At 54.5% G+C, this 21,777-nt stretch carries 20 protein-coding genes; 3 read left to right on the top strand and 17 right to left on the bottom strand.

Annotated elements, in window-relative coordinates:
- Positions 1-13: 13 nt before the first annotated feature.
- The 8 genes from ispF to cysG all read right to left on the bottom strand — a co-directional run bounded on the left by ispF (position 14) and on the right by cysG (position 6,546).
- Positions 14-487, bottom strand: coding sequence for a 2-C-methyl-D-erythritol 2,4-cyclodiphosphate synthase (gene ispF / locus ACJY2G_RS05750; protein WP_015695903.1), 474 nt, complete (start codon positions 485-487; stop codon positions 14-16).
- A complete protein-coding gene (gene ispD / locus ACJY2G_RS05745) occupies positions 487-1,206 on the bottom strand; it encodes a 2-C-methyl-D-erythritol 4-phosphate cytidylyltransferase (RefSeq protein WP_120163241.1) in 720 nt (239 codons plus the stop codon). The genes ispF and ispD overlap by 1 nt, the downstream gene beginning before the upstream one ends.
- Before the next feature lie 2 nt (positions 1,207-1,208).
- A complete protein-coding gene (gene ftsB / locus ACJY2G_RS05740) occupies positions 1,209-1,529 on the bottom strand; it encodes a cell division protein FtsB (RefSeq protein WP_112287715.1) in 321 nt (106 codons plus the stop codon).
- 167 nt (positions 1,530-1,696) lie between these two features.
- The gene (locus tag ACJY2G_RS05735; RefSeq protein WP_430319974.1) at positions 1,697-2,077 is read right to left on the bottom strand and encodes a DUF3561 family protein; all 381 of its coding nucleotides are present in this window, start codon (positions 2,075-2,077) and stop codon (positions 1,697-1,699) included.
- A 59-nt stretch (positions 2,078-2,136) separates the two neighbouring features.
- On the bottom strand, positions 2,137-2,760 hold the full coding sequence (gene cysC, locus ACJY2G_RS05730) for an adenylyl-sulfate kinase (protein WP_112287717.1): 624 nt from the start codon (positions 2,758-2,760) through the stop codon (positions 2,137-2,139).
- A gap of 1 nt (position 2,761) precedes the next feature.
- Positions 2,762-4,189 (bottom strand): sulfate adenylyltransferase subunit CysN, encoded by a 1,428-nt coding sequence (gene cysN / locus ACJY2G_RS05725; RefSeq protein ID WP_439291482.1) that lies wholly within the window; start codon positions 4,187-4,189, stop codon positions 2,762-2,764.
- A gap of 13 nt (positions 4,190-4,202) precedes the next feature.
- Positions 4,203-5,111, bottom strand: a complete 909-nt coding sequence (gene cysD, locus ACJY2G_RS05720; RefSeq protein ID WP_112287719.1) for a sulfate adenylyltransferase subunit CysD — start codon at positions 5,109-5,111, stop codon at positions 4,203-4,205.
- 10 nt (positions 5,112-5,121) lie between these two features.
- Positions 5,122-6,546 carry a siroheme synthase CysG gene (gene cysG, locus ACJY2G_RS05715; RefSeq protein ID WP_430319975.1) on the bottom strand — a complete coding sequence of 475 codons (1,425 nt, stop codon included), beginning with the start codon at positions 6,544-6,546 and terminating at the stop codon, positions 5,122-5,124.
- A gap of 251 nt (positions 6,547-6,797) precedes the next feature.
- On the opposite strand from cysG, the gene ACJY2G_RS05710 reads away from it, so the two are divergent.
- Complete coding sequence (locus ACJY2G_RS05710) at positions 6,798-7,835, top strand: aminopeptidase (RefSeq protein WP_426785479.1); 1,038 nt, start codon at positions 6,798-6,800, stop codon at positions 7,833-7,835.
- Between the two features lie 158 nt (positions 7,836-7,993).
- On the opposite strand, the gene ACJY2G_RS05705 is transcribed toward ACJY2G_RS05710, so the two are convergent.
- The 4 genes from ACJY2G_RS05705 to ACJY2G_RS05690 form a co-directional block, all read right to left on the bottom strand.
- Positions 7,994-8,731 (bottom strand): phosphoadenylyl-sulfate reductase, encoded by a 738-nt coding sequence (locus ACJY2G_RS05705; protein ID WP_013574005.1) that lies wholly within the window; start codon positions 8,729-8,731, stop codon positions 7,994-7,996.
- A gap of 24 nt (positions 8,732-8,755) precedes the next feature.
- A complete protein-coding gene (gene cysI / locus ACJY2G_RS05700) occupies positions 8,756-10,492 on the bottom strand; it encodes an assimilatory sulfite reductase (NADPH) hemoprotein subunit (RefSeq protein WP_120163279.1) in 1,737 nt (578 codons plus the stop codon).
- A gap of 145 nt (positions 10,493-10,637) precedes the next feature.
- Entirely contained in the window at positions 10,638-12,440 is a 1,803-nt protein-coding gene (gene cysJ, locus ACJY2G_RS05695) for an NADPH-dependent assimilatory sulfite reductase flavoprotein subunit (RefSeq protein ID WP_430320078.1), read from the bottom strand.
- A 344-nt stretch (positions 12,441-12,784) separates the two neighbouring features.
- Complete coding sequence (locus ACJY2G_RS05690) at positions 12,785-13,786, bottom strand: hypothetical protein (protein WP_439291479.1); 1,002 nt, start codon at positions 13,784-13,786, stop codon at positions 12,785-12,787.
- 168 nt (positions 13,787-13,954) lie between these two features.
- Between ACJY2G_RS05690 and queD the strand changes: the two genes are divergently transcribed.
- Positions 13,955-14,314: a 6-carboxytetrahydropterin synthase QueD gene (gene queD, locus ACJY2G_RS05685; RefSeq protein WP_113877448.1), complete on the top strand. Its 360-nt coding sequence runs from the start codon at positions 13,955-13,957 to the stop codon at positions 14,312-14,314.
- Positions 14,315-14,444: 130 nt separating this feature from the next.
- Here the strand turns inward: queD and queE are convergent, their stop codons facing one another.
- The 3 genes from queE to ACJY2G_RS05670 form a co-directional block, all read right to left on the bottom strand.
- Positions 14,445-15,116 carry a 7-carboxy-7-deazaguanine synthase QueE gene (gene queE / locus ACJY2G_RS05680; RefSeq protein ID WP_112287755.1) on the bottom strand — a complete coding sequence of 224 codons (672 nt, stop codon included), beginning with the start codon at positions 15,114-15,116 and terminating at the stop codon, positions 14,445-14,447.
- Positions 15,117-15,217: 101 nt separating this feature from the next.
- Entirely contained in the window at positions 15,218-15,904 is a 687-nt protein-coding gene (locus tag ACJY2G_RS05675) for an N-acetylmannosamine-6-phosphate 2-epimerase (protein WP_430320079.1), read from the bottom strand.
- A gap of 8 nt (positions 15,905-15,912) precedes the next feature.
- Positions 15,913-17,472, bottom strand: coding sequence for a PTS transporter subunit EIIC (locus ACJY2G_RS05670; RefSeq protein WP_439291478.1), 1,560 nt, complete (start codon positions 17,470-17,472; stop codon positions 15,913-15,915).
- 204 nt (positions 17,473-17,676) lie between these two features.
- On the opposite strand from ACJY2G_RS05670, the gene ACJY2G_RS05665 reads away from it, so the two are divergent.
- Positions 17,677-18,477 (top strand): MurR/RpiR family transcriptional regulator, encoded by an 801-nt coding sequence (locus ACJY2G_RS05665; protein ID WP_208644598.1) that lies wholly within the window; start codon positions 17,677-17,679, stop codon positions 18,475-18,477.
- An 88-nt stretch (positions 18,478-18,565) separates the two neighbouring features.
- Here ACJY2G_RS05665 and eno read toward each other — a convergent pair whose 3' ends face one another.
- Together eno and pyrG are read right to left on the bottom strand one after the other, a co-directional pair.
- Positions 18,566-19,870 carry a phosphopyruvate hydratase gene (gene eno, locus ACJY2G_RS05660; RefSeq protein ID WP_112287728.1) on the bottom strand — a complete coding sequence of 435 codons (1,305 nt, stop codon included), beginning with the start codon at positions 19,868-19,870 and terminating at the stop codon, positions 18,566-18,568.
- A 75-nt stretch (positions 19,871-19,945) separates the two neighbouring features.
- Positions 19,946-21,583, bottom strand: a complete 1,638-nt coding sequence (gene pyrG, locus ACJY2G_RS05655) for a glutamine hydrolyzing CTP synthase (protein ID WP_013573994.1) — start codon at positions 21,581-21,583, stop codon at positions 19,946-19,948.
- Positions 21,584-21,777: the final 194 nt, after the last annotated feature.

Genomic DNA, 21,777 nt, shown 5'->3' with positions numbered 1-21,777 from the left:
ATCTTCCACAACATCATTCCTTAATCAGCAGGGCAACGGCTTCGCAGGCGATACCTTCGCCGCGACCGGTGAAGCCCAGCTGTTCAGTGGTGGTGGCTTTTACGTTGACGTCATCCATATGGCACTGCAAATCTTCGGCCAGAAACACGCGCATCTGCGGGATGTGCGGCGCCATTTTCGGTGCCTGTGCAATGATGGTGATATCCAGATTGCCCAGCTTGTAGCCCTTCGCACGGATACGGCGATAAGCTTCACGCAGCAGTTCACGGCTGTCAGCGCCTTTAAATGCCGGATCGGTATCTGGGAACAATTTGCCGATGTCACCCAGCGCAGCAGCACCGAGCAGTGCGTCAGTGGCCGCGTGCAGCGCGACATCGCCGTCAGAATGCGCCAGTAAACCCTGCGGATAAGGGATACGCACACCACCGATCACCAGCGGACCTTCGCCGCCAAACTTATGTACATCAAAACCGTGACCGATACGCATTATGCGTTCTCCTCCTGGGATAAGCGGGTTAAATAGAATTCTGCCAGCGCCAGATCTTCGGGCCGGGTGACTTTAATATTATCGGCCCGTGCCGGGATCAGCATAGGATGAAACCCGCAATATTCCATTGCAGAAGCTTCATCTGTGACCACTGCCCCTTCATTAAGGGCACGGCGCAGGCAGGTTTTCAGTAATTCGAGCGGGAAAAATTGTGGCGTCAGCGCGTGCCAGAGATCCTGACGATCGACAGTATGCGCAATTGCCGCGACACCGGGTTCGCCGCGTTTCATGGTGTCACGCACCGGGGCGGCGAGGATGCCGCCGACTTTGCTGGTGGCGGAAATCGCCAGCAAATTACTGAGGTCATCGGGATGCAAACACGGGCGTGCGGCGTCATGCACCAGCACCCAGCCACGGTCACCGGCGACGTCCAGTCCGGCCATGACCGATTCAGCGCGTTCAGCCCCGCCGGCCACCACGCGGATCCGCGGATCACGGGCAATGGGAAGTTCGGCGAACTGCGTGTCGTGCGGGCTTAACGCCACGATAACCAGGCTGACTCTGCCACTTTGCAGCAAAGCGCGAATGGAATGTTCTATCAGCGTTTTACCGCCAACAGAAAGGTATTGCTTGGGGCATTCTGCCTGCATACGGCTGCCAATTCCGGCAGCCGGTAACACGGCAATGACCTCTGGAAGGGAAACTGCGGTATGACTCATGGCTATTGATTCAGGTTGTTTTGCGAAACGGTGCTGCCCGGCGCACGTTTGTTGTCAGGCACCAGACGATAGAAAGTCTCGCCGGGTTTAATCATGCCCAGTTCGTTGCGTGCGCGTTCTTCGATCGCTTCCTGACCGCCGTTTAAATCGTCGATTTCTGCGAAAAGTTGATCATTACGTGATTTCAGTTTGCCGTTATTACCTTGCTGCACCTGAACGTCATCGTTTACACGAACATAATCGTGAATACCATTCTTACCCAGCCACAGCGAATACTGTAGCCAGCCAAGTAAAATCAGTAAAAGCAGTGTTAGTTTGCCCATCCCCGCCCCCTAAAAAAGCCGGACAATCATCCCACAACTTTCCCTCTGACTCCACTGTGGCAGGGTAAATGCCGGTGAGAATCAGACTTACGCACGCAATTACGGGTGAGAATGACACAATGGGTTACATCGTGAAGGGAATTTACAGGGAAAACCGCCAGGAAAAGTCACCAGCCAGACAGGAAAGAGAAGACTGTCCAGAACATGCCGATAACGCAGACCGCGCTGGCCACAGAGGTTTTAAACCAGCCACCGCCAAAGAACGTGCTGAACGCAATGCCTATCAGGACGGAAACCGGCATCAGCGCCAGAAAGAACGGCCAGGTGTAGAGCAGGAAAAATAGGGTGTTGGAACCATAAACCAGAAAAGGGATCGCAAACGCCAGCCAGTAGAAGACAAACCCGATGAATCCGCCCTGCATGGAGTAGGAAGGATCTTCGTTGTCTGAGCTGTCGGTTACCGGCACCAGCACGCGTGTCCGGGGGCTGATTTCCCCGGTACGATCTTCGCGGATCCGGCTGACAAGTCTGCTGAGTAAAGCCTGCATAGGTGATCCCTGTATTTCAGTGTAAACCGGCACGCTCTGTGGCGTTTGGCCGGCAACATTCAGGGATTGATAATAGCGCGCTGGCGCATCACATCTAATAATTGAGGGACCAAATGTGTTACCAATTGTTCACCATCAAGATGCACATCCGGGGTCTGTGGCGGCTGATATTCGGAGTCAATTCCGGTAAAGTTTTTCAGTTCACCCGCCCGGGCTTTCTTGTACAAACCTTTCGGATCCCGCGCCTCACAGATAGCCAGCGGCGTATCTACAAACACTTCGATAAACTGACCGTCTTCCAGCAAATCACGCACCATGTCACGCTCGGCGCGGTGCGGCGAGATAAACGCAGTCAGCACGACCTGTCCGGCATCCACCATCAGTTTTGCCACTTCACCCACGCGACGGATGTTTTCACGACGGTCATCGTCAGTGAAGCCCAGATCACGGCACAACCCGTGGCGGACGTTATCGCCATCGAGCAGATACGTGCTGACGCCCTGCGCATGCAGCGCCTGCTCCAGCGCGCCAGCGACGGTGGATTTCCCCGAGCCCGAAAGCCCGGTGAACCACAATACGGCACCGCGATGGCCATGCTGTTTTTCGCGATCTGCACGCGTAACCGCGTGCGGATGCCAGACAACATTCTCATCTTTTAACAAAGTGCTGTCTTGTGACGCCATCTTATTTGCCACCCAGCAGGTCGCGCGCGCCCCAGTGCGGGAAGTGACGACGCACCAGACTGTTCAGTTCCAGCTCAAACGCGCTGTATTTATCCGATTCCTGATAAACCTGTTCAACCGCTTCGCGCACCAGACCGGCACCGACGGTGACGTTAGTCAGGCGATCAATAAAGATCATGCCACCGATGACCGCATTACTCTGGTAGTTATCCAGCACCAGCGGCTCGTCAAAGGCCAGTTCGACCAGGCCGATGCCGTTGAGCGGCAGGTTTTCCACCACACGCTGCGTCAGCGAGTTGATTTCCACCTGGTATTCGATGTTTTCCACCCGCGCACGGGCTTTCTTGCCGCCGACTTTGATGTCGTAACTCTGGCCGACACTCAGTGGCTGTTCCGCCATCCACACCACGTCAACTTTGGCGTTTTGCACCGGCTTAACGGTTTCTTGTGCATCCACCAGCGTGTCTCCACGGCTGATATCGCGTTCATCGGCCAGCACCAGCGTAATCGCCTCGCCTGCCCAGGCTTCCTGCAAATCGCCATCGAAAGTCACAATGCGCGCCACGGTGGATTCCACACCTGAAGGCAGCACTTTGATTTTCTGACCGACACGCACGGAACCGGACGCCAGCGTACCGGCATACCCGCGGAAATCGAGGTTTGGACGGTTCACATACTGCACCGGGAAACGCATCGGCTGCTGTTCACGGATGTTGATGATGTTGACCGTTTCCAGCACGTCGAGCAGCGTAGGGCCGGTGTACCAGCTCATGTTCTCGCCTGGTGTGGCGACGTTATCGCCTTCCAGCGCAGAAAGCGGCACAAATTTGATGTCCAGATCGGTCGGCAGTTGCTGAGCGAAATCCAGATAATCCTGTTTAAACTGCTCGTAAACTGTTTCGCTGTAATCCACCAGATCCATTTTGTTGACGGCCACTACCAGATGGCGGATCCCGAGCAATGTCGCAATGAAGCTGTGGCGGCGGGTTTGATCCAGCACGCCTTTACGGGCGTCGATCAGTAAGATCGCCAGATCACAGGTCGATGCACCGGTCGCCATATTACGGGTGTACTGCTCATGCCCCGGCGTGTCGGCGATAATAAACTTACGTTTCTCGGTGGAGAAATAACGGTAAGCCACGTCGATAGTAATGCCCTGCTCGCGTTCAGCCTGCAGGCCGTCCACCAGCAAAGCCAGATCCAGTTTCTCGCCCTGCGTGCCGTGGCGCTTGCTGTCGTTGTGCAAAGAAGACAGCTGATCTTCGTAGATCTGACGGGTGTCATGCAGCAGACGTCCGATCAAGGTACTTTTACCGTCATCGACGCTGCCACAAGTCAGAAAGCGCAGCAGGCTTTTGTGTTGCTGAGCGTGCAGGTAAGCTTCGACGCCGCCCTGCTCCGCGATTTGTTGTGCAATTGCGTTATTCATTAGCTGCGGCTCCTCAGAAGTACCCTTGACGCTTTTTCAGTTCCATCGAACCGGCCTGATCACGGTCGATCGCGCGTCCCTGACGTTCACTGGTGGTCGACACCAGCATTTCTTCGATGATCTCCGGCAGCGATTGCGCTTCGGATTCAACGGCACCGGTCAGCGGCCAGCAACCTAATGTGCGGAAACGCACCATTTTCTTCTCGATCACTTCGCCCGGTTGCAGATCAATACGATCGTCATCCACCATCAGCAGCATACCGTCGCGCTCCAGCACCGGACGCGGCGCGGCCAGATACAGCGGAACGATCTCGATGTTTTCCAGATAGATGTACTGCCAGATATCCAGCTCAGTCCAGTTGGAGAGCGGGAACACGCGGATGCTTTCGCCTTTGTTGATCTGGCCGTTGTAGTTGTGCCACAGCTCAGGGCGCTGGTTTTTTGGATCCCAGCGGTGGAAGCGGTCGCGGAAGGAATAAATACGCTCTTTGGCGCGGGATTTTTCTTCGTCACGACGAGCACCGCCGAAAGCCGCATCAAAACCGTGTTTGCTCAGCGCCTGCTTCAGCCCTTCGGTTTTCATGATATCGGTGTGTTTGGCGCTGCCGTGAACGAACGGGTTAATGCCCATCGCCACGCCTTCCGGGTTCTTATGCACAATCAGCTCGAAACCGTAGTTCTTCGCCGTGCGGTCACGGAATTCGTACATTTCACGGAATTTCCAGCCGGTATCCACGTGCAGCAGCGGGAACGGCAAGGTGCCCGGGAAGAAGGCTTTGCGTGCCAGATGCAGCATCACCGAGGAGTCTTTCCCGATGGAATACATCATCACCGGGTTGGCGAATTCAGCAGCCACTTCACGGATGATATGGATACTCTCCGCCTCCAGTTGCCGCAAATGAGTCAGTCGTTTTTCGTCCATAACAGATCCTTTAAGCCAAATTCACAACCGACGGGCGTTGGGTGCCGTCAGTCTCAGGATGATGCCCAAACCAGGCCAGTTGCTGATGAAGCGAAACCACTTCACCAATCACCAGTAACGCCGGCGCCGGCGCCTGTTGAGCCAGATGTTCAAGATTATCGAGTGTTCCGGTCAGCACCTGCTGGTCAGAACGCGTTCCCCGTCCGATAACGGCAACGGGCGTATTCGCTGCGCGACCATGAGCGATCAGTTGCTGGCTGATTTCAGCCGCTTTGAGCGTGCCCATGTAAATCGCCAATGTTTGCTGGCCTTTCGCCAGAGTCTCCCACTGCACGCCGTTGTTTTCCGGGCGGCAATGTCCTGTCACAAATATGACGCTCTGCGCGTAATCGCGGTGCGTCAGCGGGATCCCGGCGTAAGCCGTTGCACCCGCCGCTGCGGTCACGCCCGGCACCACCTGGAAAGGAATGCCAGCGGCCTGCACCGCCTGTAACTCTTCGCCGCCGCGACCGAAAATAAACGGGTCACCGCCTTTGAGGCGGACGACTTTTTTCCCCTGCTGCGCCAGTTCGACCAGCAGACGGTTAGTTTCTTCCTGCGCGACAGAATGGCTGCCCGCACGTTTACCGACACAAATCTTGTCCGCATCACGACGCACCAGATCCAGCACTTCTTCGCTGACCAGATAGTCGTAAAGCACCACATCAGCCTGCTGCATCACCTGCAACCCGCGTAAGGTGAGCAATCCTGCATCACCCGGCCCGGCACCGACCAGCGTGACATTGCCGTTATGCGAGATGTCTTCCGCGTTTTCTAACTGTTGTTGCAGCGCCTGTTCAGCTTCTGCGAGCTTTCCCGCAGACGCGAGGCTGGCGAAACGTCCGGCGAACGCGTGTTCCCAGAAACGGCGACGCGCGCGCATCGAACTGAACTGCGCTTTCACGTTTTCACGCCAGCGTCCGGCGATATCGGCCATTTGCCCGAGGCTGTTCGGCAGCAACGTTTCCAGCTTTTCACGCAGCATTCTGGCGAGCACCGGCGCTTTACCGCTGGAAGAAATCGCCACGACAATCGGCGAACGGTCGACAATCGAAGGGAAAATGAACGAGCACTTCGGCTGATCGTCAACCACGTTAGCCAGCACATGACGGCGGTTGGCCTGCTCAAACACTTCAGCATTCAGCGCAGCATCGTCAGTGGCGGCAATCACCAGAAACACGTCATCGAGTTGTTCCGGCAAAAACGCCTGGGCTGACCAGCTGACTTCAGCGGCCTGTCTGCGTTGTTCCAGCTCGGGAGAAAGTGCCTGTGCGACTATCCGTACTTGCGCACCCGCCCGCAGGAGAAGATCGATTTTGCGAGCAGCGACTTCGCCACCACCCACAACCAGCACAGGGCGTTGTTTGAGGTCGGCAAATATTGGTAGATAGTCCACAAAAGCCTTAAATGATTATCAGAATTAATAAACAAACTATACGTGCAGGGAATAATTGATCTGAAATGACGAAAAGGAATGAATAGTTACTAAATGGAATATAGCCCGACAAAAAGAGCGGTTTGGGATAACGGGAAATTGTCTAATCGCCCAGAGAATCGCATACTGTATGCCCCAGAAAGACCGCCATACGCGGCCTGTTGTTTGATTGCCTTCCGGTCGTTTTGACCAGTAAATAAGGATTTTTGGCTATGTTTTCTTTTTCACGCATGACGCGGACACTGCTGGCGCTGAGCCTGAGCTGTGCCGGTTTGGGTCATGCGCTGGCGGCTTCCGCCCCGCTTCCGGCAATGGGCTTCATCGCCAGTCAGCAAATCCGCCATATCGCGACCTATTTCCCGGGGCGCATGGCCGGCAGCCCGGCTGAACTTATCGCCGCGGAATATCTGAATCAGCAGTTCACCAAATTAGGGTATAAGAGCGATTTACGCGGATTCGATACCCGTTATCTTTACACCAGTAGCGCGGGCAAAAAGGACTGGCGGAACATTCACGCCACGTCAGTGATTGCCGCACGTGCCGGTGAAGTCCCACAGCAAATCATCGTGATGGCGCATTTCGATACTTATGTGCCGCAAAGCGACAGCGATACCAATCACAATCTCGGCGGTTTGACCTTGCAGGGTGTCGATGACAACGCCTCAGGCGTCGGTGTGATGCTTGAGCTGGCCGAACGCATGCAGGCCATCCCGACGCATTACAGCCTGCGCTTCGTGGCGCTCAGCGCGGAAGAAACCGGCACAAAAGGCGCGGAAGACTTCGTGAACCGGATGAGTGCTGAAGAGAAGAAAAATACCCTGCTGGTGATTAACCTGAGTTCGCTTATTACCGGCGACCGGTTGTATTTCAACAGTGGTGCGAACACTTCCGTGGCGGTGGCAAAACTGACCCGCGTGCGGGCGCTGAATATTGCGCACAGTCTGGGCATTCCGGCAGAAAGTCATGAAGGCGCACATTGCTGCGATGGCATCAAAGCACTGGATGACGCGCGTCTGCCGCTGCTGAATGTCACCGCGACCAACTTTGCGCTCGGTAAGAAAGACGGCGTGCAACAACGCGCGATCACCAGCCACTTCCCGCTGGGCACCACGCGTTATCAGAGCCAGTTCGACAATCTGCAATATCTGGATAAAGCCCTGCCGGGCCGCATCGAAAAACGCTCACGCGATACAGTGAAAGTGTTATTCCCGCTGCTGAAGGATCTGGCGAAACCGGCGAAACACGCCTGATTAAGAGGATAATTTAGGGGACTCTTATCAGGAATCCCCTAAATAATTCGGTTTGCAGGCAGGCGGCAAGTGAAGAAGTCCCGATGAGCTGACATGAGTCAGTGATTCGGGCGACTGAAGGCAGCCAACGCATCTGCAACCCGAAGTATGACGGGGATTTATTCGTGCAGGCCGCACTCGCGTTTGAGCCCAAAGAAGCGCGTGTCTTCTTCTTTCATCCCTTCTTCCCACTTCTTCGTGGTGTGCGTGTCACCGACGGAAAGGTAGCCCTGATCCCACAGCGGGTGATAGCTCAGGCCGTTGTCTTGCAGATAGCGGAAGATCTGACGGTTGTCCCAGTCAATGATCGGCAGGATTTTAAACACACCGCGTTGCACCGCCAGCACCGGCAGATGCGCACGGCTGCCGGATTGCTCGCGCCGCAGACCGGCGAACCAGGTCTGCACGCCGAGCGTCTGAATCGCACGATTCATCGGCTCGACTTTGTTGATGTGATTGTACTTCTCGATGCCTTCGACGCCCTGCTCCCACAGTTTGCCGTAACGCGCTTCCTGCCACGCCGCAGAATGTTCCGCGCGGAATACCTGCAAATTCAGGTTCAGCTGTTCGGTTAACGTATCGATGAACTGATAGGTTTCCGGGAACAGATAACCGGTATCGGTCAGGATCACCGGAATGTCCGGTTTCTGCTGAGTGACTAAGTGCAGACAGACCGCCGCCTGGATGCCGAAGCTGGAAGACAGCGCGAATTCGCCGGGCATATTTTCCAGCGCCCATTGCACACGCTCCTGCGCGGACAGTTTTTCCAGGCTGACGTTAATTTCCGCCAGCGCCATAGATTGTCCGGACTTCGGCAGTTCGTTCAGTTCAGCCAGAGTAAGATTCAGCAAACTCATATTGCCTCCAGTCGGTTATCGCGCTTAGTCATAAAAGTCGCGTGCAGGATCCAGCACCGGCTTAATGATCCCGGCGCGGATCACGAAGTCACCAAAGCCTTCACCGGTTTCGCGCTCTTTCGACCAGCGACCGACCAGTTCGTCAATGATGCTCAGGATCTCAGCATCAGAAATGTTTTCGCGGTACATGCGCGGAATACGTGTTCCGGCGCGGTTACCGCCGAGGTGCAGGTTGTAGCGGTTCATCGCTTTACCCACCAGACCAATTTCAGCCAGCAACGCACGGCCGCAGCCGTTCGGACAACCGGTCACACGCAGAACAATGTGTTCATCGCCCACGCCGTGACCGTGCATGATGCCTTCTACTTTGGTCACAAACTCAGGCAGGAAACGTTCCGCTTCCGCCATCGCCAGCGGGCAGGTCGGATATGACACGCAGGCCATCGAGTTTTTACGCTGCTCGGTGACGCCGTCGTCAATCAGGCCGTGATTACGCGCCAGGGTTTCGATCGCGTCTTTGTCTTTTTCAGCGACACCGGCCACGATCAGGTTCTGGTTAGCAGTAAGCCTGAAATCGCCTTTATGGATCTTAGCAATTTCTGCCAGTCCGGTTTTCAGCGGTTTGCCCGGATAATCAAGAATACGGCCATTCTCGATAAACAGCGTCAGGTGCCATTGTTTGTCGATACCTTTCACCCAGCCGATGCGATCACCGCGACCGGTAAATTCGTAAGGACGAACATCGCCAAACTGAATGCCTGCGCGTTTTTCAACTTCGGCTTTGAATACCGGCACGCCGACGCGTTCCAGCGTGTATTTGGTTTTAGCGTTTTTACGGTTGGTACGGTTACCCCAGTCGCGCTGCGTGGTGACCACGGCTTCGGCGACGGCCAGCGTGTTCTCCAGCGGAATAAAGCCCAGCTCGCTGGCAGTACGTGCGTAAGTGGCTTTATCGCCGTGCGCGATAGAAAGCCCGCCGCCGACCAGCACGTTGAAGCCGACCAGTTTGCCGTTATCGGCAATCGCCACAAAGTTCAGGTCGTTGGCGTGCAGGTCCACATCATTCTGCGGAGGAATAACCACCGTCGTTTTGAATTTACGCGGCAGATAGGTCGCGCCCAAAATCGGTTCTTCGTCGGTGGTTTCGACTTTTTCCTGATCCAGCCAGACTTCGGCGTAAGCGCGGGTGCGCGGCAGCAGGTGTTCGGAGATTTTCTTCGCCCACTGATACGCTTCCTGATGCAGTTCAGACTCCACCGGATTCGAGGTACACAACACGTTACGGTTAACGTCGTTGGCGGTCGCCAGTGCATCCAGACCGAGTTTATTCAGCAACTGATGCACCGGTTTTACGTTCGGTTTCAGAATGCCGTGGAACTGGAAAGTCTGACGGTTAGTAATACGGATGCTGCCGTACAGCGTGCTGTCTTCAGCAAATTTGTCGATGCCCAGCCACTGCGCAGGCGTCATCACGCCGCCCGGCAAACGGCAACGCAACATCATGGCATGACGCGGCTCCAGCTTCTGCTCAGCGCGTTCCGCACGGATATCACGGTCATCCTGCTGATACATGCCGTGGAAACGGATCAACAGGAAGTTATCTCCGTTGAAGCCACCGGTCAGACCGTCTTTTAAATCCTCAGTGATGGTGCCGCGCAGGAAATTACTTTCCTTCTTCAGGCGTTCGGCATCAGCCAGCGGGGCATCGACGATCAGCGGGCCCGGACCGGGATTGAGTTCACTCCACAACTTGTTGCTCATAATTTTTTCACTCATAACTTTATGCCCAAAATCATTCGAGTTGCAGGCAGGCGGCAACTGAAGGAATCCCGATGAGCTGACTCAAGTCAGTGATTCGGGTGACTGAAGGAAGCCAACGCCCCTGCAATTAGAAGGATGCAGGGCATTAGTAGACGTCGCGCTGGTAACGGCGATCAAGACGTAATTCACTGAGATATTCGTCGGCAGTTTCCAGATCCATCACGCCGTATTCGGCGATGATTTCCAGTAACGCTTGTTCTACGTCTTTCGCCATACGGTTGGCATCGCCGCAGACATACACGTGCGCGCCTTCCTGCAACCACTGCCAGACTTCCGCACCCTGCTCACGCAGTTTGTCCTGTACGTACACTTTTTCTGCCTGATCGCGTGACCATGCCAGAGAGATATGGGTCAGCAGGCCGTCTTTCACGTAACGCTGCCACTCGACCTGATACAGGAAATCATCGGTAAAGTGCGGGTTGCCGAAGAACAGCCAGTTTTTGCCGGTGGCGCCGTCGTTATCACGCTGCTGAATAAAGGCGCGGAATGGCGCAATGCCGGTACCCGGCCCGATCATAATGACCGGTGTTTCCGGACTGGCCGGCAGGCGGAAGTTGTCGTTATGTTCGATGAAGACTTTCACTTCGCCGTCTTCTTCCAGACGGTCGGCCAGATAGCCGGAAGCACCGCCGGTACGCGCACGCCCGTCGATGTCGTAACGTACCACGCCCACCGTAATGTGTACTTCAGATTCGGTTTCCGCCTGCGAAGAGGCAATCGAATACAGACGCGGCGTCAGCGGACGCAGTAAATCCACCAGTTGCTGGGCATCCAGCTCAGTCGGCGCACGGCGTACCATGTCGGCAAACGGCACGGTCTGCGCGTATTGCTGCAGCGCAGGTTTATCCGCCAGCAGACCGGTCAGATGTTCGTCACGGCAAAGCGCGGCGTATTTCTCGATAATCGGCGTGGTGTTCTGGGTCAGCTCGATGTGATGTTGCAGCGCCTCTGAAAGTGACAGTTTTTTATCGTTCACTTCAACGATTTCATCGCCTTTCAGCCACAGCAGCTCGACGATTTCCTGCACCAGTTGCGGATCGTTTTCAAACCAGATCCCCAGCGCATCGCCCGGCTGGTAACGCAGGCCGGAATCACCGAGTTCGATTTCCAGATGACGCACATCTTTGTCAGAATCACGGCCGGTAATTTTCTGGTTAACAGAAAGCGTGGCCGTCAGCGGCGCTTCTTTGGTGTAAGGGCTGCTGTCGACCTGATTGACACTGCCCGCCAGCGTCGGCGCGGGTTGTGCGCCTGCATCAGCCGGAACGCGCTGTTTCAGTACATCGACAATGCGCTTACGCCAGTTTTCAGCGGCTTCTTTATATTCCACATCGGCATCAACGCGATCTAACAGACGTTCTGCACCCAGCTCGCCCAGACGGGTATCAAAGTCTTTACCCGCCTGACAGAAGAATTCGTAGGACGTGTCGCCCAGTGCAAACACCGCAAAAGCAGTGTCTTTCATTTGCGGGGCTTTTTTGGATTGCAGGAATTTATGCAACGCGACCGCTTCTTCAGCCTGTTCGCCTTCGCCCTGCGTGGAGGCCACGATCAGCAGCAGCTTTTCCTGACCAATTTGTTTGAATTTATAGTCACCGGCATTCACCAGGTTGACGTTAATTTTCGCAGCCGTCAGATCATCGCGTAACTGTTCCGCGACACGACGGGCGTTACCGGTTTGCGAAGCGGAAATCAGGGTGACCGACGCGGAAACCTGCACCGGTGCCGGAGCGGCCACTGCGCCCGGTTGCTGATTGACCATTCCCCAGAAATAGCCGGACAACCAGGCCATCTGAGTCGGCGAATAATCACCTATCGCCGATTGAAGGCGGGCCATTTGCTCGGGGGTCAGCGGGAGCAGTGAAATTGGAGGTGCCTGAGTCGTCATCGCGGTACGAATTCCCTTATGCAGAAGCAAGTCATCAATCCGGCCTCCGGCGGCTTATTCGGTGTGAGTACGCGCGGGAAAGACCTTTTAGAAGATGTAGGTTAACGAGCCGGATAATAACAATTAAAGAAGTGATGGAAATAATAAATAACCAAAATGACTAAGAGGATTTAGAGGTAAGTTCTATCTGAAAAAGTGGTAAGCGGTGATTTTTATCGTACTGAAATCGCTAAAAAAAATCTCATCAGTTTATTTGTTCATCGCCAAGTCGCGGACGCATAAAGAAAAACCCCGCCGGAGCGGGGTGATGAATTTTTTTCAGGCAGGCTTTCGCACAGACGTTTTCAGAGATGGAAAGCGTTGTGCTGCTCAAACCAGGCAAACTGCCCTGCGGCAAACACCGACATTTTACTGCCGCTGTGGCCGACATCTGACAGGTCCATAAAGTGCCAGTTAAACGGCGTGTTGTTCTGTTCGGCGCGTTGCTGCGACGTGGTGAAATAGCTTTCGGCGCGCTCCAGACGGTTGGTGCCCTGCGCCATCGCCTGTTTGGATTTACGCAGCAGGCGGTTTTCCGGATCATCATCTTCTGCACCCACGGCAATCAGCACCGGTTTGGCGAAGTAATCATTCAGTTGCTGCTGACTGACCGCGACCGGCGCTTCACGCAGACCGTAAGGCCAGCGCTGATCGGTATCCGGTAGCGTCCACCAGCCTGCCGCCGCACAGACCGCCGCTTTGACATTCGGCTCCGGCAACAACGTCAGCATACGATGGACAAACTGGCAGCCCGCGCTGTTGCCAAACAGATAATATTGCTTCTGCTGAGTGATGCCCTGCTTTTGCAGCGTGGTAAACAGGCTGTCGACAATGCTGAACGCCCACTGAGATTTCGGCAAACGATGATGGGTTTTGCTGTCGGTCAGATTACCGAGGTTATAACCCGCAGCACCAGGGAAATCCTGCTCGCTGAAATGCGGCACCACCACGCGCAAATGATACTGATCGGCAACGGTCATCCAGTCATTCCGGTAGGTGGCGGCGTTACGATCCACGCCCGTCATCACCATAACGACCGGCGTGGTTTCATCGGCACCGACCGGCTGATAGGTGAAAACGTCCAGCGGCTTTTTACCGCCCGCCAGAGGAATATGCATCACGCCCGCCCCCTGCGGGAAAACCAGAGGGGTTTTGCCTGCCGGCGCTTTGGCGACAGAGGCTTTCGCCACAGCGGGCGCCGGTTTGGCCAGAGCCGGCGCAGCATCCTGAGCGGGTGCCGTAGTTTCAGCCTGCACGCTGGCAGAGAACAACAGCGCCAGAACAGCGCAACGAAGCACAGTAATCATTCACTATCTCAACAGGTTAGTTTCTACCGGCTCACTGTATGCCAGCAATGCGGGCGGAGTAAAGAGAGTAAAAGTCAGGATTTGGTGAAGAAAAGCGCAGTGAAGTCATGGCACGTAAGCCGGTATTCCGGTACTATGCCGCGTTTTTTCGAGCAACGAGACTGCCTCATGACCACCACATTATTTAAAGATTTTCAGTTCGAAGCCGCCCACCATTTACCGCATGTGCCTGCCGGGCATAAATGCGGACGGTTGCATGGCCACTCTTTCACCGTTCGTTTAGAAATCACCGGTGAAGTGGATCCGCATACCGGCTGGGTGATGGATTTCGCCGATCTGAAAGCCGCGTTTAATCCGACTCTGGATCGTCTCGATCACTATAATCTGAACGACATTCCGGGCTTAGAAAACCCGACCAGCGAAGTGCTGGCCGCGTGGATCTGGAACGAGATGAAACCTAAGCTGCCACTGCTCAGCGCCGTGCGCGTCAAAGAAACCTGCACAGCAGGTTGCGTATATAAAGGTTAACGCAAAATACCCAAAATCATTCGTGCTTTATCCAGGCGGCAATTGAATGAATCCCCCGGAGCTGACAATAGTCAGTGACTGGGGTGAATGAAAGCAGCCAACGCAGAGGCAGCGCGAAGGATGCAGGGTATTATGCAATGTTGAGATACTTATGTGTCTGCATTGAAAGCCGCCAGTTCCTTGCAATGCAGGTCGCAATGCACAGTCTGGTGGCTTCTTCTTTTTGACTGATTGGCTGCAGGGCAATAATCCGCGCTTTGCTGTCAGTCAGGGTTTCCAGCAGGGCATCCAGAGCGTCGATATCACGCTGACGCGCCACCGGATGCTTCACTTCATCAGCACGCTTCAGTGCCTGCGGCAAAATGTCGTACCCGCCACGCATATTCACTTTCGGGGAAACGGTCACCCAGGTATTTACTGAGCAACGGACTTCATGCGTGCCGCTGGTTTCAATCTGGCAGCTGAAACCGTTCTTTTCCAGCAATGACGTCAGTTCAGTCAGATCGTAAATGCATGGCTCGCCGCCGGTGATCACCACGTGACGCGCGGTGTAGCCTTGCTGCGCGATCACCTCGAGCAGTTGTTCGGACGTGGCATTGCCCCAGGCATCACTCTCTTCGGTTTTGACCAGAATGCGCTGCATATCGACTTCCCGATCGGCAATTTTATCCCAGGTATGTTTGGTATCGCACCAGCTGCAACCCACAGGACAGCCTTGCAGGCGAACGAAAATCGCCGGCACGCCGGTAAAATAGCCTTCCCCTTGCAGGGTTTCGAACATCTCATTAATCGGGTACTGCATCGGTTTCTCAGTCATCTCTAAAAAAATCAGCGCGCATTATCGCAGACAACAGCCGCTGCGCCAAATACAGGCCGCAACGGGAGTGTGTGCAAAAATGTTTATTAGCGCAAAGAGCGGATGGCGTCAGTAAAGCGTTGCGTGATCTGCTGCGGGCGGGTAATTGCCCCGCCGACCACAACAGCATGCGCCCCGAGCTCTAAACATCGCGCCGCCATTTCTGGCGTATCCACGTTTCCCTCCGCAATGACCGGCGTCGTGCACTGCGCCAGCACCTGTCGCAGGAAGGCGAAATCGTCATGCCAGAGTTTGCTGCCCTGCGTTTCCTGAGTATAGCCGTGCAATGTTGTACCGATACAATCAAAGCCTAAAGCCTGTGCGTTTTGTGCTTCTTCTAAGGTCGAGATATCCGCCATCAGCAGCAGGGACGGAAACTCTTTACGAATGTGTTGCACCAGCGCCGCAAGTTGCAATTCCCCCGGACGCTGATGGAACGTGGCATCCATCGCGATCATTTCTGGCGCAACAGCCATCAGCTCGCGCACTTCCTTCAGGGTCGCGGTGATATAGACATCGCTTGCCGGATAATCCCGCTTGATGATGCCGATAACCGGCAGCGGAACGGTGGCGCGAATGGCTTTCACATCAGCAACACTGTTTGCGCGGATCCCCGCTGCGCCGCCCTGCAAAGCAGCGAGCGCCATGCGGCTCATAATAAAATCGCTGTGCAGCGGTTCGTCATCCAGCGCCTGACAGGACACGATCAACTGTCCCCTGACGGTCGTTAACATTGACTGGTTCATACTCCCAACATCTCCTCAATTTCATTTTTAATAATCGTCACGTGCGGTCCGTAAATGACCTGAATGCCGTTTCCGCGTATCAGCACGGCTCGCGCCCCGCTCGATTTCAGCTTGTTTTCATCGATTCCGGCGGCCTGATGGACGCTGATGCGCAACCGCGTTGCACAGCAATCCAGCTCCGCGATATTTGCCGCCCCGCCGAGTGCGTCGATAATGAGTCCGGCGCGATCGGTCACCACGCTATCCTGCTGAACGTCAGCCTCATCACGTCCCGGCGTTTTGAAGTTGAAGCGCCTGATGAGATAACGGAAAGAGAAGTAATAAAGGGCAAACCACGGCACACCGACCAGCGGAACGTACATCCAGTGCGTTTTGCTTTCGCCCTGTAAAACCCCGAACAGGATGAAATCGATAAAGCCGCCGGAGAAAGTCTGTCCGATGGTGATCTGCAAAATGTGGGCAATCATGAACGCCAGACCGTCGAACACCGCATGCAGGACATACAGCATCGGCGCGACAAACAGGAACGAAAACTCGATGGGTTCGGTGATCCCGGTCAGGAAGGAAGTCAGTGCCGCCGACAGCAGCAGCCCGGCGACGCGCTTTTTATTCTCAGGCCGCGCCGTGTGATACATCGCCAGACACGCGCCCACCAGACCAAACATCATGGTAATGAAGCGCCCGGACATAAACCGTGAAGTGCCGATATAAAACTGCTGCGTATTGGGGTCTGCCAGCTGCGCGAAGAAGATCCGCTGCGTGCCTTCCACCAGATGTCCGTTGACCACTTCGGTGCCACCGAGTGCGGTGGTCCAGAAAGGCAGATAAAAAATATGATGCAGGCCGAACGGGCCAAGCATACGCAGCACAAAACCGTAAATGAAGGTGCCGAGGTATCCCGTCGCATCCACCAGCCCGCCCATGCCAAAAATCACTTTCTGGAAGTGTGGCCAGATGAAGAACATTACCGCTCCGACGACAATAGCCGCGACGGAGCTGATGATCGGCACAAAGCGGGAACCGCCAAAAAAGCCGAGAAACTGCGGTAATTCGATTTTGTTATAGCGCTGATGCAGCCACCACGTCACGAGCCCAATCACCACGCCGCCGAACACGCCGGTTTCCAGCGTCTGGATGCCCAGCGCCATTCCCTGTCCTGCGGCACTGAGATTAGTCGTGGCAAGCTGCCCTTTGAGGATCAGGATGGCGTTGATGGTGGCGTTCATCACCAGATAGCCGAGCAACGCGGACAAGCCCGCAGTTCCTTTATCACTGCGCGCCAGTCCGACGGCGACGGCGACGCCAACGGCAAACAGCACGGCCAGATTGGCAAAGACGATCGAACCTGCACTGGCCATGACGGTGAATATCGCCTGCAAGACCGGGATATTTAAAAACGGATACGCCGCCAGCGTATTAGGGTTAGAAAGCGCCCCGCCAATTCCCAGCAGCAATCCGGCTGCAGGCAAAATAGCGATGGGCAACATGAATGACTTGCCAAACTTCTGGGCTCTTTCGAACCATGCCCCGCCCCCTGAACCATTAAATATCGACATGAGATGACTCCGCGTTGTGTTGTTGTGATAATTATTTTCACCACGCTATATAATTAAAATAATAATTACCATCAAATGCACGGCGTTATCCATACGGAATTCTTCTGGCGTTAACTGCGTCACATCAGCCAAACTAGTCAGGTCAATTATTCTGAGGAGAGCCGAGTGAGTCAGACCAAGGAAACAGGCACGCTGTTACTGCGAATGCGTCAGGGGCTGGAGAATTACAGTCCGACTCTGCATAAACTGGGCAGCTATGTACTGGAGCAGCCACAGCGCGTGCTTTACCTGACCATCACTGAGCTGGCGCGTGAGAGTGATACCAGTGAAGCCAGCGTCACGCGGCTTTGTCGCCAGCTGGGTTGCAAAGGGTTTACCGAATTTAAGATGGGCCTGGCGCTGGAGACGCGGCAAAATCCGTCGTCACCGGCGGCAGAAGGAAATGACGACGTTCAGACGCTGATTGAAGACAGCATCACCGCGCTGCGTGATACCGGAAAACTGCTCGACCGTCAGGTGCTGGCGGACGCGGCATCGCACATCCATAACGCGCGCTCCGTTCAGGTGTATGGTGTCGCGGCCAGCGCGATCGTCGCGGACTATCTGGGCTATAAATTGCTGCGTCTGGGCAAAACGTCGCAGTGTTTCGCCGATATGCACCGCGCGGCGATGAATGCCGTGAGTCTGGACGACCGGGATATTGTGGTGGTGATTTCCAGCTCAGGTTCAACGAAAGATGTATTGCACGCCGCCGCGCTGGCAAAGCGTCAGGGCACAACGGTTATCGGCATCAGCAATACGCTGCGCAGTCCGCTTTCCTCGCTGGCCGATATTTTACTGGTAGCCGCCAAACCCGAGGGCCCGCTGACGGCGGGATTGCTGACATCAAAAGTTGGCGGGATGTTACTGGTGGAATTACTGATCAATCAGCTGCTAACGCACTCCCCGGATTATCTGCAGGCCAGCGAGCACAGTGCGAGCGCCACGCTTTCTTTATTGCTGTAAGCCGGTGACATCCGCATCTTTCCCTGAATTGCGGACATAAAAAAACCCGCCGGAGCGGGTTTTTTAAGAAAGCGTTACGGGGCAGTAATTACTGACCTTTAACTTCTTTCAGACCGTTGAACGGAGCAGGAGTACCCGCAGCCGCCAGCGCTTCTTCGATACGGATCAGCTGGTTGTATTTAGCAACACGATCAGAACGGCTCATAGAACCGGTTTTGATCTGGCCAGCAGCAGTACCAACAGCCAGGTCAGCGATGGTCGCATCTTCAGTTTCGCCTGAACGGTGAGAGATAACGGCAGTGTAGCCAGCGTCTTTCGCCATTTTGATCGCAGCCAGAGTTTCGGTCAGAGAACCGATCTGGTTGAATTTGATCAGGATGGAGTTAACGATGCCTTTGTCGATACCTTCTTTCAGGATCTTGGTGTTGGTAACGAACAGATCGTCACCTACCAGCTGGATTTTGTCGCCCAGAACTTTAGTCTGGTAAGCAAAGCCAGTCCAGTCAGACTCGTCCAGACCGTCTTCGATAGAAACGATTGGGTACTGTTTAGTCAGGTCTTCCAGGAAGTGAGTGAACTCTTCAGAAGTGAACGCTTTGTTGCCTTCGCCAGCCAGAACGTATTTGCCATCTTTGTAGAACTCAGATGCCGCACAGTCCATCGCCAGAGTGATGTCTTTACCCAGTTCATAGCCAGCAGCTTTAACCGCTTCAGCGATAACAGCCAGAGCTTCTGCGTTAGAACCCAGGTTTGGCGCGTAGCCACCTTCGTCACCAACAGCAGTACCCATGCCTTTAGATTTCAGAACTTTAGCCAGGGTGTGGAACACTTCAGAACCCATACGGATGGCTTCTTTCAGCGTTTTAGCGCCAACAGGCTGGATCATGAACTCTTGAATATCAACGTTGTTATCAGCGTGTTCGCCGCCGTTGATGATGTTCATCATAGGCAGTGGCATAGAGTATTTGCCTGGGGTGCCGTTCAGTTCTGCGATGTGAGCGTACAGTGGCAGACCTTTAGAAGCAGCAGCCGCTTTAGCAGCAGCCAGGGAAACAGCCAGAATCGCGTTAGCACCGAAGTTAGATTTGTTTTCAGTACCGTCCAGGTCGATCATGATTTTATCGATGTTAGCCTGGTCTTTCGCGTCTTTACCGGTTACAGCCTGAGCAATAGGACCGTTAACCGCAGCAACGGCTTTCAGTACGCCTTTGCCCAGGAAACGGGATTTGTCACCGTCACGCAGTTCCAGCGCTTCGCGGGAACCGGTAGAAGCACCAGATGGCGCAGCAGCCAGACCAACAAAACCACCTTCCAGATGAACTTCAGCTTCTACGGTCGGGTTACCACGGGAGTCGATGATTTCACGGCCGATAACTTTAACGATTTTAGACATTAAGATTTCCTCAGTACAAGTTAACTAAAGCTTCAGACAAGAGATGCGCCAATGGCGCATCTCTTCCCCGGTATTTTATTTTACCTGACGCTTCTGATACTCACCGGCAGCCTTCACAAAGCCTGCAAACAACGGATGACCATCACGCGGCGTTGACGTAAATTCTGGATGGAACTGGCAAGCCACAAACCACGGATGGTTAGGCAGCTCGATGATTTCCACCAGTTGCTTATCGCCAGAGCGACCGGCTACGCGTAAACCTGCGGCTTCGATTTGTTTGAGCAGCATATTGTTCACTTCGTAACGGTGACGATGGCGTTCAACTATTGTCGGCTCGCCGTACATCTCACGAACCAGGCTACCGTCGTTCAGGTGGCATTGCTGCCCGCCTACACGCATGGTACCGCCTAAATCACTGTCTTCGGAACGTACTTCGACGTTACCTTCTTCATCACGCCATTCGGTGATAAGTGCGACCACCGGGAACTTACAGTCTGGCACAAATTCGGTGGAGTTGGCGTTCTCCATACCCGCAACGTTACGGGCGAACTCAATCAGTGCAACCTGCATACCCAGACAAATGCCCAGATAAGGGATGTTGTTTTCACGTGCATAGCGCGCCGTCGCTACTTTCCCTTCTACACCACGGTAGCCGAAGCCGCCCGGGATAAGGATTGCGTCCAGGCCTTTCAGCACTTCGACACCACGGGTTTCGACATCCTGAGAGTCGATAAGTTTAATGTTCACGGTCAGACGATTTTTCAGGCCGCCGTGTTTGAGCGCTTCAATCACAGATTTATAGGCATCTGGCAGCTCAATGTACTTACCAACCATACCGATGGTGACTTCGCCGCCCGGATTGGCTTCTTCGTAAACAACCTGTTCCCATTCGGACAAGTTTGCTTCCGGCGCGTTGATGCTGAAACGTTTACAAATATAGTCGTCGAGACCCTGAGATTTCAATAGGGCCGGGATTTTATAAATGGAATCAACATCTTTAAGAGAAATAACTGCTTTTTCCGGCACGTTACAGAACAGTGCAATTTTCGCACGTTCGTTGGCTGGTACTGCGCGGTCTGAACGGCAGATCAGCACGTCTGGCTGGATACCGATAGACAGCAGTTCTTTTACAGAGTGCTGGGTCGGTTTGGTTTTCACTTCACCGGCAGCAGCCATGTAAGGCACCAGCGTCAGGTGCATGTACAACGTGTGCTCGCGGCCCACTTCCACTGCCATCTGACGAATTGCTTCCAGGAACGGCAGGGATTCGATATCACCGACAGTACCGCCAATTTCAACCAGCACGACATCGTGGCCTTCGCCGCCTTCAATGATGCGTTCTTTGATGTTGTTGGTGATGTGCGGGATAACCTGAATGGTTGCACCGAGATAATCGCCACGGCGCTCTTTGCGCAGCACGTCGGAATAAATACGGCCCGTGGTGAAGTTGTTGCGGCGGGTCATCTTGGTGCGGATGAAACGCTCGTAGTGACCCAGATCGAGATCGGTTTCAGCGCCATCTTCGGTAACGAAGACTTCGCCGTGTTGAGTTGGGCTCATCGTACCCGGATCCACGTTGATATACGGGTCCAGTTTCATGATGGTCACGTTGAGGCCACGGGCTTCGAGAATAGCCGCCAGTGAGGCTGCGGCAATGCCTTTACCCAGAGAGGATACGACCCCGCCGGTCACAAAAATATAATTAGTTGTCATGCTGAACCTGAGAGGTTAGGTTTAAAGATGATGGAGTAACCAAGACGGGAAAACAGTATACCGGAACCTTGTGTGCGCCACAAATAAACGTTTTGCTGTCCATCATCGTTTTCCTTAGCGTCAGTTCAGAAGGGTTAACCCTGCCAGCCCTTTTCTCTCATTCTTTCAAAAACAATCAGTTAACTTCAGAAAAG

Origin of the sequence: Rahnella sp. ATs2, from assembly GCF_051851855.1 — a bacterium.
In the GTDB taxonomy this organism is placed as follows: domain Bacteria; phylum Pseudomonadota; class Gammaproteobacteria; order Enterobacterales; family Enterobacteriaceae; genus Rahnella; species Rahnella variigena.
Note: the sequence above shows the minus strand (reverse complement) of the source record. Positions and strands in the feature narration are given on the sequence as shown.